The 16654-nt window shown below is 49.2% G+C and carries 13 protein-coding genes; 11 read left to right on the forward strand and 2 right to left on the reverse strand.

The window, feature by feature from the left end; all coding sequences use genetic code 11:
* The first annotated feature begins 319 nt into the window (after positions 1 to 319).
* Positions 320 to 955 (forward strand): FMN-dependent NADH-azoreductase, encoded by a 636-nt coding sequence (locus BGM27_RS13610; protein ID WP_007410009.1) that lies wholly within the window; start codon positions 320 to 322, stop codon positions 953 to 955.
* Between the two features lie 45 nt (positions 956 to 1000).
* Here the strand turns inward: BGM27_RS13610 and BGM27_RS13615 are convergent, their stop codons facing one another.
* The gene (locus BGM27_RS13615; RefSeq protein ID WP_007410010.1) at positions 1001 to 2041 is read right to left on the reverse strand and encodes an oxidoreductase; all 1041 of its coding nucleotides are present in this window, start codon (positions 2039 to 2041) and stop codon (positions 1001 to 1003) included.
* Between the two features lie 138 nt (positions 2042 to 2179).
* Here BGM27_RS13615 and csoR point away from each other — a divergent pair, with 138 nt between their 5' ends.
* From csoR to BGM27_RS13645, 6 genes are all read left to right on the forward strand, one after another.
* Entirely contained in the window at positions 2180 to 2485 is a 306-nt protein-coding gene (csoR, locus tag BGM27_RS13620) for a copper-sensing transcriptional repressor CsoR (RefSeq protein WP_003151723.1), read from the forward strand.
* 75 nt (positions 2486 to 2560) lie between these two features.
* Entirely contained in the window at positions 2561 to 2767 is a 207-nt protein-coding gene (gene copZ, locus BGM27_RS13625; protein WP_007410011.1) for a copper chaperone CopZ, read from the forward strand.
* Between the two features lie 83 nt (positions 2768 to 2850).
* On the forward strand, positions 2851 to 5280 hold the full coding sequence (locus tag BGM27_RS13630) for a heavy metal translocating P-type ATPase (protein WP_020954316.1): 2430 nt from the start codon (positions 2851 to 2853) through the stop codon (positions 5278 to 5280).
* 149 nt (positions 5281 to 5429) lie between these two features.
* Positions 5430 to 7541 carry a heavy metal translocating P-type ATPase gene (locus BGM27_RS13635; RefSeq protein WP_007410013.1) on the forward strand — a complete coding sequence of 704 codons (2112 nt, stop codon included), beginning with the start codon at positions 5430 to 5432 and terminating at the stop codon, positions 7539 to 7541.
* A 117-nt stretch (positions 7542 to 7658) separates the two neighbouring features.
* Entirely contained in the window at positions 7659 to 8330 is a 672-nt protein-coding gene (locus tag BGM27_RS13640; RefSeq protein ID WP_007410014.1) for a disulfide bond formation protein BdbD, read from the forward strand.
* The gene (locus tag BGM27_RS13645) at positions 8320 to 8739 is read left to right on the forward strand and encodes a disulfide oxidoreductase (protein WP_007410015.1); all 420 of its coding nucleotides are present in this window, start codon (positions 8320 to 8322) and stop codon (positions 8737 to 8739) included. The genes BGM27_RS13640 and BGM27_RS13645 overlap by 11 nt, the downstream gene beginning before the upstream one ends.
* Before the next feature lie 33 nt (positions 8740 to 8772).
* Here BGM27_RS13645 and BGM27_RS13650 read toward each other — a convergent pair whose 3' ends face one another.
* The gene (locus BGM27_RS13650) at positions 8773 to 9573 is read right to left on the reverse strand and encodes a zinc-dependent metalloprotease (protein ID WP_007410016.1); all 801 of its coding nucleotides are present in this window, start codon (positions 9571 to 9573) and stop codon (positions 8773 to 8775) included.
* A 222-nt stretch (positions 9574 to 9795) separates the two neighbouring features.
* Here BGM27_RS13650 and BGM27_RS13655 point away from each other — a divergent pair, with 222 nt between their 5' ends.
* From BGM27_RS13655 to cysI, 4 genes are all read left to right on the forward strand, one after another.
* On the forward strand, positions 9796 to 10404 hold the full coding sequence (locus BGM27_RS13655) for a trimeric intracellular cation channel family protein (RefSeq protein ID WP_007410017.1): 609 nt from the start codon (positions 9796 to 9798) through the stop codon (positions 10402 to 10404).
* 171 nt (positions 10405 to 10575) lie between these two features.
* Positions 10576 to 12891 (forward strand): RNA polymerase recycling motor HelD, encoded by a 2316-nt coding sequence (gene helD / locus BGM27_RS13660; protein WP_041482321.1) that lies wholly within the window; start codon positions 10576 to 10578, stop codon positions 12889 to 12891.
* A 174-nt stretch (positions 12892 to 13065) separates the two neighbouring features.
* On the forward strand, positions 13066 to 14874 hold the full coding sequence (locus tag BGM27_RS13665) for an assimilatory sulfite reductase (NADPH) flavoprotein subunit (RefSeq protein WP_007410019.1): 1809 nt from the start codon (positions 13066 to 13068) through the stop codon (positions 14872 to 14874).
* Positions 14875 to 14901: 27 nt separating this feature from the next.
* Positions 14902 to 16617, forward strand: a complete 1716-nt coding sequence (cysI, locus tag BGM27_RS13670; protein ID WP_003151735.1) for an assimilatory sulfite reductase (NADPH) hemoprotein subunit — start codon at positions 14902 to 14904, stop codon at positions 16615 to 16617.
* Positions 16618 to 16654: the final 37 nt, after the last annotated feature.

Here is a 16654-nt window from a genome sequence, read left to right on the forward strand (position 1 = left end):
TCGTTTGTCTCTAATATAAGAGCAGGAACATTTTGCATGGATAAATTCCACACAACTGTCTGAAATGAAACAGCCGATTTAGGCTTAACATGGTCAAAATCGGTCTTTTCTTGGTCGAAATTTGCTTAACGCGGGTTTTTTTCGATTTGCTGGAGGTACTTCTTGCAGCCTTTTCAAAAAAATACACTGATTTCGAGATATTATTGTTGCGAAAAGATTTTTTTGTAACTATAATTATTACAGAACTGATCAGTATAAAAAAACATTCATATTTCATAATAAATGTGTGTGTAATTTGAAAACGAAAGGGCTGTTTACAATGGCAAAAGTACTTTATATCACTGCTCATCCTCATGATGAAAAGACATCTTACAGCATGGCGACAGGAAAAGCGTTTATCGATTCTTATAAAGAATCAAACCCGAATGATGAGGTTGTACATATCGACCTTTACAAAGAGAACATCCCTCATATCGACGCGGATGTATTCAGCGGCTGGGGAAAACTTCAATCCGGCACAGGTTTTGAAGAGCTTTCTGAAAACGAAAAAGCGAAAGTCGGCCGTCTGAACGAGCTGAGCGATCAATTCGCGTCAGCTGACAAATACGTATTCGTCACACCGCTTTGGAACTTCTCATTCCCGCCTGTTATGAAAGCGTACCTTGATTCTGTGGCTGTAGCCGGAAAATCATTCAAATATACAGAGCAAGGCCCGATCGGTCTGTTGACTGACAAAAAAGCGCTCCACATTCAGGCGCGCGGAGGCTATTACTCTGAAGGGCCGGCGGCTGACATGGAAATGGGCCACCGTTACATCGGCATCATGATGAACTTCTTCGGCGTTCCTTCTTTCGACGGATTAATCGTTGAAGGTCATAATGCTGAACCGAATAAAGCACAGCAAATTAAAGAAGATGCGATTACCCGCGCGAAAGAAGCCGGAAAATCATTCTGATCTTAAAAAAAACCTCCCCGCCGTACGGCTGGGAGGTTTTTCATATTAAAGGGCAATCGTCCGTTTTTGTTCGCTGCTTCTCATCGCCGCTTCAATGACACGGATGACATCGATGCCTTCTTTTGCCGTAACGGGAAGCGGTTTTCCGTTTAAGATGCTGTCTGCCAGCAGTTTGTAGTACGTAAGGTAAGAGCCGTTCTCAGAGGGGATTGTTTCTGTATGCCGTTTTTCATCCGCTGCGATTGTCAGTTCTCCGAAGTTGTCAGGGTCATCGGCGCCCCAGCTCTCGTCAATCGGCTTTTGTCCGGCTGAAAGCGCATCTTCCTGTCCATCCATTCCGTATTTGATAAAGCTTGCATTCCGTCCGTGAATCTGATAGCGCGGGCCGCTTGCCGCATTCATGGAGCCGGATTGAAGAATGACCTGAAGTTTGCCGTAATGGAGCGCGGCCAGAAAATTATCAACGGTTTCACTGTTGTCCCGCTGTTTCATCACATGTGCGGTGACGGATTCCGGCATTCCGAAAAGCAGAAGTGTCTGGTCAATAATATGTGAACCGAGATCATACAGCGTTCCCGTGGCGGGTCCGTTCTTTTCGCGCCATTTTTCCTGTACAACCGGGTTGTATAGATCGTAGCTGACTTGATATGTATGAATGTCTTGAAGCGCCCCGTCCCGAATCAGCTTTTGTATCGTTAAAAAGTCATTGTCCCAGCGCCGGTTGTGGTACACGCTCAGTAAGACGCCTTTATTTTCAGCCGTTCTTCTCAGCTCCTCCGCTTCTGCTGAAGTCGCCGTCATCGGTTTTTCCACGACGGTGTGTTTTCCCGCCAGAAGACATTTCATCGCTGATTCATAATGCGTTCCGCTCGGTGTCGTGACGATGACGAGATCAATGTCAGGATCACCGGTAATGTCTTCAATCGCGCGTACGGCTTCAGCCCCCGGCAGATCACGTTTGACCTCATCCGTTCTGGACGTCATGACTTTTTTGATCTGATAATCATCAAGGACGTCCAAAAGCGGCGCATGAAAAACTTTACCCGACAAACCATATCCCAATATGCCGACTTGTATCGTTTTCAATGAGTTTCCCCCTCTTGATAAGTGATAACATTATATACCCCGCGGGTGTACTGGTAAAACTTGTGTGTTGAAAATTTTTTACACCGGATTTTCAAGTCTGTATAATGAAGATAACGAAGAAAAAAACCGAGGTGGAAAATGGACAAACATACCGAGCATCAATCGTTAAATCATAAAAGCGCCAAAGAAAAAGACCAGATCCTGAACCGGCTGAAACGGATTGAAGGCCAAGTCAGGGGCATTCAGAATATGGTGGATAACGAACGATACTGCGTGGATATTCTCGTGCAGATTTCAGCCGTACAGGCGGCCATGCAGAAAGTCGCGTTTCATCTGCTGGAAGATCACGCCCATCACTGCGTAGCCGGCGCCATTGAAAGCGGAAACGGGGAGCAGGCGATTGCCGAGCTGCTTGATGTTGTGAAAAAAATCGCAAAATCGTAAAATAAAATGTTTTGAAATACCCTGCAGGGGTATGGTAACATGAAGAAGAAAAAACAAGACATGGAGGGAATCATCATGGAACAAAAAACACTGCAAGTCGAAGGCATGTCATGTCAGCACTGCGTCAAAGCAGTAGAGACCGGAGTAGGAGAACTGAACGGAGTGACGGCGATTCAGGTGAAATTGGAAGCCGGACAGGTGGATGTGACGTTTGATGAGAACAAAGTCTCCGTATCAGATATAAAAGACGCGATTGAAGATCAAGGTTATGACGTCGTATAGGATTTATCGCGCTGCGGAAACGGGCGCGGTTTTCTTTTATGAAAATGATACCCCCTGGGGGTTCGTGAGAAGAGGTGAGGGCATTGAGTGAACCGAAAGAAATGACCATTCAAGTGGGAGGCATGACATGCGCCGCCTGCGCTTCAAGAATTGAAAAAGGGCTGAAACGAATGGACGGCGTCAATGACGCTTCCGTCAATCTTGCGCTTGAGTCTTCAAACGTTTCCTATTACCCTGACAAAATCGAAGCAAGCGCCATAAAAGAAAAAATTGAAAAACTCGGCTACCATGTTGTGACGGAAAAAGCCGAGTTTCAGATTGAAGGCATGACGTGCGCCGCTTGCGCCAATCGGATTGAAAAGCGCCTGAACAAAACAGAGGGCGTTGTGGGCGCGCCGGTGAATTTCGCCCTTGAAACGGTCTCCGTTGAATACAACCCCAAAGAGGTGACACCGAAAGAACTGAAAGAGACCGTGGCAAAACTCGGCTACCGATTAGAAGAAAAGGAAGCGGACGGCCAAGACGGCGGATTATCCCAAAAGGAGAAAGAGCAGCGAAAGCAGCTGATCAGGCTGATATTTTCTGCCGTTCTCTCCTTTCCGCTTCTCTGGTCGATGGTCAGCCATTTTTCTTTTACTTCTTTTATCTGGATGCCGGATATCCTGATGGATCCGTGGCTGCAATTCGCGCTTGCCACCCCGGTGCAGCTCGTCATCGGCTGGCCTTTTTATATGGGAGCGTACAAGGCGCTGAGAAACAAAAGCGCCAATATGGATGTTCTCGTTGCGCTCGGAACGACGGCCGCTTACGCATACAGCCTGTACATGACGATTGCGTCTCTCGGACGAGACGGACATGTAGAGGGGCTTTATTATGAAACGAGCGCCATTTTGCTGACTTTGATTTTGCTTGGAAAGCTTTTAGAGATGAAAGCGAAAGGCCGCTCATCAGAAGCGATTAAAAAGTTAATGAAGCTTCAGGCGAAGACGGCGGCGGTTGAGCGGGAAGGGAAGGTACAGGTGATTCCGATTGACGAGGTCCGGACGGGGGATATCGTATATGTGAAACCGGGAGAACGTGTTCCTGTCGATGGCGAAGTGATTGAAGGCCATTCCGCAATTGATGAATCGATGATTACGGGGGAGAGCATGCCTGTTGATAAGTCTCCCGGAAGCACCGTCACAGGGGCGACGATCAATGCAAACGGCTTTCTCAAAATCAGAGCGGTGAATGTCGGGAAAGATACCGCGCTTGCACACATTATTAAAATCGTGGAAGAAGCCCAAGGATCAAAAGCCCCCATTCAGCGGCTCGCAGATCACATTTCAGGCATTTTCGTCCCGATTGTGCTGGGGCTGGCCGTGCTGACTTTTCTCATTTGGTATGTATGGGCGGCGCCGGGACAGTTTTCTGAAGCGATCGGCAAATTCATCGCCGTGCTTGTCATTGCCTGTCCGTGCGCACTCGGGCTCGCCACTCCGACGAGCATTATGGCGGGCTCCGGCCGCGCAGCTGAATTCGGCATTCTTTTTAAAGGCGGAGAGCATTTAGAAAAAACACAGCGTCTGACGACCATCGTACTGGATAAAACAGGAACGGTGACAAACGGCAGACCGGTTCTGACAGACGCCGTACCGGCAGCGGGAATGAACGAAGAGGAACTCCTGCGGCTGGCGGCGGCCGCCGAAACGGGATCAGAGCACCCGCTTGGAGAAGCCATCGTGTCAGGAGCCGAAAAACGGGGGATTGCCATCCCGAAAATCACCCGGTTCCAAGCCCGGATCGGTTCCGGAATATACGCCGAGGCTGACGGCAGAACGATTCTAGCCGGATCAAGACGGCTGATGGAATCAGAACACATCGAACATGAGGCGCTGCTTCCTCACATGGCCCGTTTGGAGGCGGAAGGAAAAACGGTGATGCTTATTGCGGCAGACGGCAAAGCGGCGGGGCTTATCGCAGTCGCCGATACAATCAAAGACACATCTCCGGCCGCGGTGAAACGCCTGAATGATATGGGGCTTGACGTCATCATGATGACCGGTGACAACAAAAAGACCGCGGAAGCCATTGCAAAAGCCGCGGGCATCGGCAGCGTGATCGCCGAAGTGCTTCCCGAACAAAAGGCAGCGGAAATTTCCCGGCTGCAAAAAGAAGGCCGGCGCGTGGCGATGGTCGGTGACGGCATCAATGATGCTCCGGCGCTGGCTCTGGCCGATATCGGAATGGCCATCGGCACCGGCACAGATATCGCAATGGAAGCGGCGGATATTACGCTGATCCGCGGTGACCTGAACGGCATTGCCGACGCCATCGGCATGAGCAGGCTGACCATGAGAAACATCAAGCAGAATTTAGGCTGGGCATTGGGATACAACAGCATCGGCATTCCGATTGCGGCGTCCGGCTTTCTGGCCCCATGGGTGGCAGGCGCTGCCATGGCGTTCAGCTCAGTATCGGTCGTCCTTAATGCTTTGCGTTTACAGAAGGTGAAAAAAGACAAAATAGGCTGATGCCTGTTTTGTCTTTTTTATTGACACTTTATTCAAAGCCTGCATATAATAGAGAAAACAAATATATGAGTATATGTTCATATATATAAATTCGTTTAGCTGTATTGATGTTATGGGAATCCTATTACGGAAAGTAGGGTGAGTCGAAAATGAAAGCAGCCAAAGGTGAATTTGTATTAGACGGACTTGATTGCAGCAACTGTGCAAAAAAAATAGAAAACGGCGTAAAAGCCATTGACGGCATAGACGGCTGTGCTGTCAATTTTGCGGCAAGCACCATCACGGTCTCAGCCGGCGGCAAAAACGAGCAATGGATGAAAGACGAAGTCGCGAAAAAAGTAAAGTCCATTGATCCTCATGTGACCGTTCGTTCGAAGCACGAAGACAAACCCGGCGAGGATGAATACCGCAAAAAGCTGCAGCTGATGTTAGTGAGGTTGGCTGCGGGAGCCGTTTTGGCCGTCATCGCTTACTTCGCGCACACGGGCGCCGTCCTTGAGTTTCTGCTCTTTTTTGCTTCATATTTGATCATCGGCGGCGATATCGTAGCCAGAGCGGGAAAAAACATTGTCCGCGGCCAGGTATTTGATGAGCATTTTCTGATGGCGCTTGCCACGATCGGCGCATTTATGATTCATCAGTATCCGGAAGGCGTCGCGGTCATGCTGTTCTACCAAATCGGTGAACTGTTTCAGGGAGCGGCCGTCAGCCGATCCAGAAAATCGATCAGCGCGTTATTGGACATCCGTCCTGAGTACGCCAATGTGAAAACGGAAAACGGCATGACTGCCGTTCCGCCGCAGGACGTCAAAGTCGGACAGGTCATCGTCGTGAATCCCGGAGAACGGATTCCGTTGGACGGAAAGGTGCTGAGCGGTTCTTCGATGGTTGATACATCCGCTTTAACGGGCGAATCCGTGCCGAGAAAAGCGGAGCCGGGGCAAGATGTGATGGCCGGATTTATGAATCAGAACGGCGTGCTTCATATTGAAACCTCTAAAGGATATGAAGACTCTGCCGTGTCAAAAATATTGGATCTGGTCGAAAATGCGGCCGGACGCAAAGCGAAAACGGAAAACTTTATTACGAAGTTTGCCAAGTACTATACACCGGCCATTGTCATTGTTGCGGTGCTTCTCGCCTTTTTACCGCCGCTTCTCGTGCCTTCAGCCGCGCTATCCGACTGGGTGTACCGCGCGCTGATTTTCCTTGTGATTTCTTGTCCGTGCGCACTCGTCGTCTCCATTCCGCTCGGGTTTTTCGGCGGTATCGGAGCTGCGTCTAAAGCAGGGGTGCTCGTGAAAGGAAGCAACTATTTAGAAGCGCTCAATCAGGTGGCATACGCCGTGTTTGATAAAACGGGAACCTTAACGAAAGGGAATTTCGCCGTTACTGATATCAAACCGGCGGCAGGGTTTACAAAAGACAGCCTGCTTCATGCGGCCGCGCTTGCGGAAGCCCATTCCAATCATCCGATTGCTTCTTCCATCCGTGAAGCTTACAATCAACCGCTCTCGGCTGAGGAGATTGAAGAATATGAAGAAATACCCGGACACGGCATTCGGGTGAAAACCGGCGGATCAACGATTTTAGCCGGAAATCAAAAACTGATGGCAAAAGAACAAATCGCTTCCGGCACAGCTGAAAACAACGGAACCGTCGTCTATGTCGCCGTTGATCAGCAGTATGCGGGGGCGATCGTGATCGCCGATGAAATCAAAGAGGACGCCAAACAGGCCATTGCCAATTTAAAAGCGCTCGGCGTGAAGCGGACAGTGATGCTGACGGGTGATTCAAAGCAGACCGGGGAAGCTGTCGGCCGAGAGCTCGGTATTGATGACGTGTACACAGAGCTTTTGCCGGGCGACAAGGTAGACCGCGTCGAAGAACTTGAAGCGGCGCTTTTACCGAATGAAAAACTGATGTTTGTCGGCGACGGGATTAATGATACGCCTGTGCTTGCCAGAGCTGACATCGGAGCTGCCATGGGGGCTCTCGGCTCTGATGCCGCCGTCGAAGCGGCCGATGTCGTCCTGATGACAGACCAGCCGTCAAAAGCAGCCGAAGCCATCCGGATTGCACGCCGAACACGCCGGATCGTCTGGCAGAACATCGGATTTGCTTTAGGCGTAAAAATCATTTTTCTCCTGCTTGGCGCATTCGGATTCGCCACCATGTGGGAAGCGGTCTTTTCAGATGTAGGCGTCACGCTGATCGCCGTTGCCAACGCGATGCGCGTCATGAGAGTGAAAGCGGAATAATTGTCAAAGATAATTCGTTTTTCAGGGTTTTCTTAAACAAGGTTGTCTTGGTAAAATAGAGAAGCGGGCCATCCGGCATCCGCTTCTTTTTTATTTTAAAAACAATGAGGTGTCTGAGTGAAAAAGAAACAATCGTCTGCGAAATTTGCGGTGATACTGACGTTAATCGTTGTCGTTTTATTTGCGGCCATCGTAATTATTAACAACCAAACGGAAAAAGCGGGCGAAACAGTCGCCGAACAGCCTTCCATTAAAGGACAGCCCGTGCTCGGCAAAGACAGCGCGCCTGTTACGGTAGTTGAATTCGGAGATTACAAATGTCCGTCATGCAAAGTATTTAACAGCGATATCTTTCCGAAAATCAAAAAAGATTTTATCGATAAAGGCGACGTGAAATTTTCATTTGTGAACGTCATGTACCACGGAAGCGGCTCGCGTCTGGCGGCTCTTGCTTCAGAAGAAGTGTGGAAAGAAGACCCGGCATCATTCTGGGCATTCCATGAAAAGCTGTTTGAACAGCAGCCGTCAAGCGAACAGGAATGGGTCACGCCTGCATTGCTTGAAAAAACGGTCAAAAGCACCGCGAAAAAGGTTGATCCTGACAAGCTGAAGGAAAACCTTGATAAAGAGACATTTGCAAAAGAGCTGAAAGCTGACACTGACCTGAATGATAAATTAAACATAACGGCGACACCGACGATTTACGTAAATGACAAAGTGATTAAAAAATTCTCTGATTATGAGGAGATTTCAAAATCGATTAAGAAAGAGCTGAAAAATGAAAAATAGAATCGTATTTTTATATGCTTCTTGGGTGATCGCTCTTGCTGCCATGCTCGGCAGCCTTTATTTCAGCGAGATCAGAAAATTCATACCGTGCGAGCTGTGCTGGTATCAAAGAATTCTCATGTACCCGCTTGTCCTGATTTTAGGAATCGCCACCTTCCAGGGTGACACGCGCGTGAAAAAATACGTGCTGCCGATGGCCGTCATCGGCGCGTTTATATCGATCATGCATTACCTTGAGCAGAAGGTGCCCGGTTTCAGCGGCATCAAGCCGTGTGTCTACGGCGTGCCTTGTTCATCTGAATATATAAACTGGTTCGGTTTCATTACCATTCCTTTCCTGGCATTGACGGCATTTATTCTCATTATTATCTGCATGTGTTTTGTCAAAACGGAACGCACGGCAAAATAAAGAGCCTGCTCCATGGGAGCGGCTCTTTTTCTATTATTTGTACCAAGCTTTGTTTGTTGCAATCTGTCTGTTATGGGAACTGTCCCAAATATCCACGGAATAGGCATAATCATAATTCATGACGCAGCGGATGCCGCTGCCTTGGGCGTCATGCTGAAGTCCGAAGTTATGGGAAAACTCGTGCTGTGCCGCTTTCGCCGTGTTGGCCGTTCCTTGATCAAGGTTCACGCTGAAAGCCGGGCCGCTCGGTTTGCCGTTATATACATACGCGATACCGCCGGCGTCAAAACTTGATTTTGCGGTAAAACCGACGACAAAATGATAATTTTGATTTCTGAAGCTGCCTTGGAGATTCGATAAAATCTGAGAACTGTTTGAGCCGGAGGAATTCCAAGCCTGCACGGCCTGTACGACGAAATCAATGTTGTGATCACGGTTAAAAGCAACATCCGCCTGCTCCACGATCTGGACGATTCGCGTTTGCCAGTCGCTGTATTTGGCGCGGTATTCAGCGTCCGCCACCGCCAGCACTCTGACCTTCTGGCTGCCCGTGCTGGCTTTAGTTGAGGCTTTATCCTGACTGACATTGGCATTGAATCGTTTCGTGCCGACCTGCTTGCCGTTTTCATCCAGAATTTTTGTGTCAACCGTCTGTTCGACTTGGACCGGGCCCTTCAGATCTTTAAAATGATCGGCTTTCGGAAGCGGGTCCGTATACACCGTTTTCGCCGGCTCCGCATGAGTGTGCGAATGCGTATGGCTTTCGGCTGACGGCAGGCCGGGAATTAATCCGGCGGCCAATAAAACAGGAAAAACAAGTGAACTGATTTTCATCTCATAACCCCCTTTTTGTTAGAGAAAGTATTCAATGAAACTTCCAATAAACCTCCCAAAATAGTATAAAATAGGTAAATGTTCTTGCTCCCAGCCGTTGCGAGTGAGGTTGTCCCGGATTAGGAATCAGAATCTTTCAAAAATAAGGTTGATTTTAAGAGAAAGCGATTATAAAATCTAATGGTCGTCAGAAAATTTAACAAATAAAAAGGAGCATATGGAATGGCCTGGGAGCTGCTTAGTGTAATCGGCATCATTGCGTTTGCGGTCAGCGGAGCGATTGTTGCGATGGAAGAGGAGTATGATATTTTAGGCGTGTATATCTTGGGGATTGTAACGGCGTTCGGCGGAGGAGCGATCCGAAATCTGCTGATCGGTGTTCCGGTCTCCGCCTTGTGGGAGCAAGGCGCGTTTTTTCAAATCGCTCTCGCATCAGTTACGATTGTCTTTTTGTTTCCGAAGCTGCTGTTAAGGCATTGGAGTAAATGGGGCAACCTATCCGATGCCATCGGGCTTTCGGCGTTTGCCATCCAAGGCGCTTTATATGCCGTGAAAATGGGCCATCCGCTCAGTGCGGTGATTGCGGCAGCGGTCCTCACCGGCAGCGGGGGCGGCATCATACGGGATTTGCTCGCGGGCAGGAAGCCGCTTGTGCTCAAGGCGGAAATTTACGCGGTCTGGGCCGCGCTCGGAGGGTTAATCGTGGGCCTCGGCTGGGCCGGGGATGCCGCCGGTTTGTATGTGCTGTTTCTTGTGCTTGTGGCATGCCGCATCTGCAGTTATGTGTTCAGGTGGCGCTTGCCGAATCGTTCCTATCATATAGATCAGTAAAAAACCGATTTCATAAAGAAATCGGTTTTTTTTTCATAACGGCTTCTGATAAAAAAAGACGCCCGATATGATAAGAAAAAGGGTATTTGACCATAATGCTGAATAATATGTTGCATATATGTTTGTATGATGAAAGCCGGATTTGTCAGCTTGATGTCGGAGGTGCCGCTGATGGCAAAACGTGATAAAGAGTGGAAAGAAGAGCAGGAAAGAATCAATTTTGTCATGAAGGAACTGGAACAGAAACAAACTCATCTTGAAGCCTCATCGGGCGGATTGAAGCAGGATATTGTCGGGCTGAGAAAAACGTTTTGGGATGATGTCACCGTGAATATGGATGACGCCCATGAAGCGGCTGAGACATTTTCAAGCATTAAACAGCAGGCAGAAATGCTTTCAGAACGTGAACGGACGCATCTGCTTCAATACCGGCAGCTTCAAAAAATCCAAAAGCTGAAAACCTCTCCTTACTTCGGCCGTGTCGATTTTACGGAAAAAGGGGAGTCTTCTTCCGAGCGGATTTATATCGGGCTGACTTCTTTGATGGATGAAAACAACGAGCAATTTCTCATTTATGATTGGCGCGCGCCCATCTCATCTCTTTACTATCAATATTCCCCGGGAAAAGCCCGCTATGAAGTTCCCGAAGAAACGATAGAAGGAGACATCACACTGAAGCGGCAGTTCATCATTAAAAACGGTACGCTTAAAGCGATGTTTAACACGGATATGACGATTGGTGACGAAATGCTGCAAGAGGTGCTGAGCGGCCATTCCGGACAGCATATGAAAAACATCGTGTCAACCATCCAAAAAGAACAGAACGAAATCATCCGGGATGAAAAAAGCAAATATCTCATCGTTCAGGGAGCCGCCGGAAGCGGGAAAACATCCGCGGCGCTTCAGCGGGCCGCTTACTTGCTGTACCGCGGGCGCGGGGTGCTTGATGCCCGTCAGATTGTATTGTTTTCCCCGAACATTTTGTTCAACAGTTATGTTTCCGCCGTATTGCCGGAATTGGGAGAAGAGAATATGGAGCAGGCTACCTTTCAGGAATATATCATCCGCCGGCTCGGACGAAAGTTTGATTGTGAAAGCCCGTACGAGCAGCTTGAATATTGCCTGACTGAACAAAATCAGGACGCACTTTCCGTAAGGCTCGCAGCCGTTGCTTACAAAGCGTCATCAGCTTTCCAGGCCATGATTGACCGCTATGCCTGCTCGCTTTCCGGCTCGGGTCTGATGTGTAAACAGATCAGCTTCCGGGGAGACATCCTGATTTCAAAAGAACGGATTGAAGACTATTTTTATTCGCTTGATCAGCAGCTGCCGATTCCGAACAGAGCGGAGCTGACAGCGGAATGGCTTCTCGCGGAAATCAGCGCTCTCGAAAAAAAGGAGCGTAAGAAGGAATGGGTCTTGCAGGAGAGCGAGCTGCTTGATAAGGAAGACTATGCTGAGGTTTATCAAACACTCAAGAAGCAGGCGGCAGATGATGAACCTGCATTTGACGACCATCAGCGCGAACAGCGGCTGCTTGGCGCCATTATTGTCGGCAAAGCCTTTAAACCGATTAAGCAGGCCGTCAGACGGCTCGGCTTTCTCGATATAAAACGGATGTATCTCCGGCTGTTTTCAGACTGGGGAGCTGATGAAAAGCCCGATCATTGGCAGAGCATCGGCGCTTTGACCAGAAACGCATTTGCAGAACGGTCACTTCCGTATGAAGATGCCGCTCCGTATCTGTATTTGCAGGATCTATTAGAAGGAAAAAGAAAAAACACACAAATGAAGCACGTCTTCATTGATGAAGCGCAGGATTATTCCCCATTTCAGCTCACGTATATTCAAAGCATCTTCCCAGCTGCAAAGATGACGGTGCTCGGTGATGTCAGCCAGTCGATTTATGCCCACACCATTATGGGCCCTTCTTCCCTCGCCGGCTGCTTTCGCAATGGTGCAGAAAAGTATGTCAGCCTGAAGCGGACTTACAGATCGACGCGGCAGATTGTTGAATTTACGAAAGCGCTGCTGGCTGACGGCGATGACATTGAGCCATTTAACCGGAACGGGGAAAAACCGCGTGTTTTGCGGACGGATACAGAAAATGCGCGGCAGGAACAATTGGCGGATACAATCCGGGAGCTCAGACAAAAAGGCTGGGAGACGGTCGCCGTCATCTGCAAAACGGCCGCGGAAGCCAAAAAAGTGTTTCAGACAGTCAGCGCCGAGAGCGGTGTCCGCTTGATCAATAAAGAAAACCAGCCTTTTCAAAAAGGGGTATGCGTCATTCCCGTTTATTTGGCAAAAGGCATTGAGTTTGACGCCGTCATTGCTGCTGACGCCTCTGCTGTCCAGTACAAAAGCGAACATGACCGTAAGCTGTTATATACGGCCTGTACGCGGGCGATGCATCATCTGACCGTTTTGTCTCCGGGAGAACCCTCTCCTTTTATAAAAGAAGTGCCCGCCGGCTTATTCGTGTAAGCCCTTTGCCAAGTGCAAAGGGCTTTTTACCATTAGTAATCTTAATCGTTGTCATCATGATTATATATTTTACTTACATACAAACTTTCGGTAAAGTTTCAATTAGAATATTATTTTGACAATTCCTATAGAAATAACGTACGTTACGTTTAATTCCTTGTGAGGTGGATATCGTTGCAACTTCAGGTCATGAACAGTCCGTTTAATCAGGAGCAGGCAGAGCTCCTTAACCGCCTTCTGCCGACCTTGACAGAATCACAGAAAATCTGGCTGAGCGGTTATTTGGCTGCGGCCCGGTCCGAATCCGGTGAAACAGCCGCGCCCGCTGCTCCGGCTCCTGCAGAAAGCCCGGCAGTTTCAAGAGAAGTGACCGTATTATACGGATCGCAAACGGGAAATGCGGAAGGTCTTGCGAAACAGACGGTAAAGACGCTTGAGGAACGGGGATTCCAGGTCACCGTCGCGTCGATGAACGATTTTAAGCCGAATAATCTGAAAAAAATAAACAATTTACTGATCGTGGTGAGCACGCACGGAGAAGGCGATCCGCCGGATAACGCGCTGGCCTTTCATGAATTTCTTCACGGCAGACGCGCGCCGAAGCTTGAAGCGCTCCGTTACTCCGTTTTGGCGCTCGGGGACAGCTCGTATGAATTTTTCTGCCAGACCGGCAAAGAGTTTGACGAGCGTCTTCAAGAGCTCGGCGGCACCCAGCTTGCGCCGCGGGTTGATTGCGATCTTGATTATGATGAGCCGTTTTCTGAATGGCTTGACGCGGTCATCGGCGGTTTGAACGAAGGAGCGGGAAATCAAACAGCCGAAGCGCCTGCTGAGACGCCGGCTCTCGGTGAATCCGTTTATTCCAGAACGAACCCGTTTCGGGCGGAGGTTCTTGAGAACATCAATCTGAATGGACGCGGTTCGAATAAAGAAACACGCCATCTCGAGCTTTCGCTTGAAGGGTCGGGCCTCGCGTATCAGCCCGGAGACAGCCTCGGCATCTATCCGGAAAATGATCCGGCGCTCGTTGATGAGCTGATCAATGAGCTGAAATGGGACCCAAAACAGGAAGTGGCGGTGAATAAACAAGGAGAGCGCCTCCCGCTGAAAGATGCGCTTACTTCTCATTTTGAAATAACCGTCTTAACAAAACCGTTCCTGCAAAAGGCCGCACAGTTTACGGCTGACCAAAAGCTGAGTGAACTTCTGGCCGAAGGAAACGAAGAGCAGCTGAAAGCATACATCAACGGCCGTGATCTGCTTGATCTCGTCCGGGATTTCGGGCCGTGGGAAGCGACAGCGGAAGACTTTCTTTCCATCCTGCGTAAAATGCCGGCCCGGCTCTATTCGATCGCAAGCAGTTTAGAAGCGAATCCGGAAGAGGTGCATCTGACAATCGGAGCGGTCAGGTATGACGCGCACGGCAGAGAACGAAAAGGCGTCTGCAGCATTCTGTGTGCGGAAAGACTCCAGCCGGGAGATACGCTTCCGATTTACATTCAGCACAACCAAAACTTCAAGCTGCCGGAAAATCCGGATACACCGATCATTATGGTCGGGCCGGGGACAGGCATCGCACCGTTCCGTTCCTTTATGCAGGAGCGTGAAGAAACCGGAGCTGAAGGGAAAACATGGCTGTTTTTCGGGGATCAGCACTTTGTCACTGATTTTCTGTACCAGACGGAATGGCAAAAATGGCTGCAAAACGGTGTTCTCACAAAAATGGACGTCGCTTTTTCCCGGGATTCGGAGGAAAAAGTATATGTGCAGCACCGCATGAAAGAACAAAGCAAAGAGCTTTATGAATGGCTGCAGCAGGGAGCCGCCGTATACATCTGCGGTGATGAACAGCATATGGCGCATGACGTGCACCAGGCGCTTCTCGATATCATTCAGGAAGAAGGCGGCATGAGCCGTGAAAAAGCGGAAAGCTTCCTGGCAGACATGCAGCAGAAAAAACGCTATCAGCGTGACGTATATTGATTTTGGTTTGAAAGGAGCTTATTCAGCATGGTGAACAACATTTTAAAAGCGCCGGAAGGCCCTCCAAGTGATGTTGAGGAAATTAAAGAAAAAAGTGATTATTTGCGCGGCACATTGAAAGAAGTCATGCTCGACCGGATTTCAGCCGGCATCCCGGACGATGACAACCGGCTGATGAAGCATCACGGAAGCTACTTGCAGGATGACCGCGATCTCCGTAATGAACGTCAAAAACAAAAGCTTGAACCGGCTTATCAGTTCATGCTGCGCGTCCGGATGCCAGGCGGCGTGTCAACTCCGGAACAATGGCTTGTCATGGATGAACTGGCGCAAAAATACGGAAACAATACATTGAAGCTGACAACGCGTGAAACGTTCCAAATGCACGGAATTTTAAAATGGAACATGAAAAAAACGATTCAGAAAATCAATGCGGCGCTGCTTGATACCATTGCGGCCTGCGGAGATGTCAACCGAAACGTCATGTGCGCTTCAAATCCGCACCAGTCTGAAATTCATGCGGAAGTATACGAATGGTCGAAGAAATTGAGCGATGACCTTCTTCCGCGCACGAGAGCCTATCATGAAATCTGGCTTGATGAGGAACGTGTGGCGGGCACTCCTGACACGGAAACGGAACCGATGTACGGGCCGCTGTACCTGCCGCGGAAATTCAAAATCGGAATCGCCGTGCCTCCGTCCAATGATATCGATGTCTTTTCTCAAGATCTCGGCTTCATTGCCATCGTGGAGGAAGGCCGTCTTATCGGATTCAACGTTGCAATCGGCGGCGGTATGGGAATGACGCACGGCGATACGGCCACTTATCCGCAGCTTTCAAAAGTCATCGGCTTCTGCAAACCGGAGCAGCTGTATGATGTAGCGGAAAAAACCATTACGATTCAGCGCGATTACGGAAACCGTTCCGTCAGAAAGAATGCCAGATTCAAGTACACCGTTGACCGTCTCGGGCTGGAAAACGTAAAAGCCGAGCTGGAAAACCGCCTCGGCTGGCAGCTGGATGAAGCGAAACCTTATCATTTTGACCATAACGGCGACCGTTACGGATGGGTGAAGGGTGTAAAAGGTAAATGGCACTTTACGATGTTTATCGAAGGCGGCCGCGTCACGGACTATGAGAATTATAAGCTGATGACGGGATTACGTGAAATCGCCAAAGTCCATACGGGAGATTTCCGTCTCACCTCTAATCAAAACCTGATTATCGGCAATGTCTCGAGCCAGAAAAAGAAACAAATCAGCGCATTAATCGAACAATACGGTCTGACAGACGGCCGGCAGCATTCCGCCCTCCGCCGCAGTTCAATGGCTTGCGTCGCGCTTCCGACATGCGGGCTCGCCATGGCCGAAGCCGAGCGGTATCTGCCGAAATTGATTGATAAGATTGAAGACATTGTTGACGAAAACGGGCTGCGGGATGAAGAAATCACCATCCGTATGACCGGATGCCCGAATGGCTGCGCCCGCCATGCGCTCGGCGAAATCGGATTTATCGGAAAGGCACCCGGAAAATATAATATGTATTTAGGAGCGGCGTTTGACGGCAGCCGTTTGAGCAAAATGTACCGGGAAAATATCGGTGAAGAGGAAATTCTGAATGAGCTTCGCACCATTCTCCCGCGCTACGCGAAAGAGCGTGAGGAAGGCGAACACTTCGGCGATTTCGTCATCCGCGCCGGCATCATTAAAGCGACGACAGACGGCACGAATTTTCACGAATAAGATGAGCACTTAAAACCAAGGATAGAGACACACTGAC

This window comes from Bacillus sp. FJAT-27001 (genome assembly GCF_019039175.1).
Taxonomy (GTDB): domain Bacteria; phylum Bacillota; class Bacilli; order Bacillales; family Bacillaceae; genus Bacillus; species Bacillus velezensis.

Excerpts from the sequence above, each read along its gene's own strand:
- helD (WP_041482321.1), top strand. The coding sequence starts at position 10,576 with ATGGCAAAACGTGATAAAGAGTGGAAAGAAGAGCAGGAAAGAATCAAT.
- cysI (WP_003151735.1), top strand. The coding sequence starts at position 14,902 with ATGGTGAACAACATTTTAAAAGCGCCGGAAGGCCCTCCAAGTGATGTT.
- BGM27_RS13610 (WP_007410009.1), top strand. The coding sequence starts at position 320 with ATGGCAAAAGTACTTTATATCACTGCTCATCCTCATGATGAAAAGACA.
- csoR (WP_003151723.1), top strand. The coding sequence starts at position 2,180 with ATGGACAAACATACCGAGCATCAATCGTTAAATCATAAAAGCGCCAAA.
- BGM27_RS13635 (WP_007410013.1), top strand. The coding sequence starts at position 5,430 with ATGAAAGCAGCCAAAGGTGAATTTGTATTAGACGGACTTGATTGCAGC.
- copZ (WP_007410011.1), top strand. The coding sequence starts at position 2,561 with ATGGAACAAAAAACACTGCAAGTCGAAGGCATGTCATGTCAGCACTGC.
- BGM27_RS13645 (WP_007410015.1), top strand. The coding sequence starts at position 8,320 with ATGAAAAATAGAATCGTATTTTTATATGCTTCTTGGGTGATCGCTCTT.
- BGM27_RS13655 (WP_007410017.1), top strand. The coding sequence starts at position 9,796 with ATGGCCTGGGAGCTGCTTAGTGTAATCGGCATCATTGCGTTTGCGGTC.
- BGM27_RS13650 (WP_007410016.1), bottom strand. The coding sequence starts at position 9,573 with ATGAAAATCAGTTCACTTGTTTTTCCTGTTTTATTGGCCGCCGGATTA.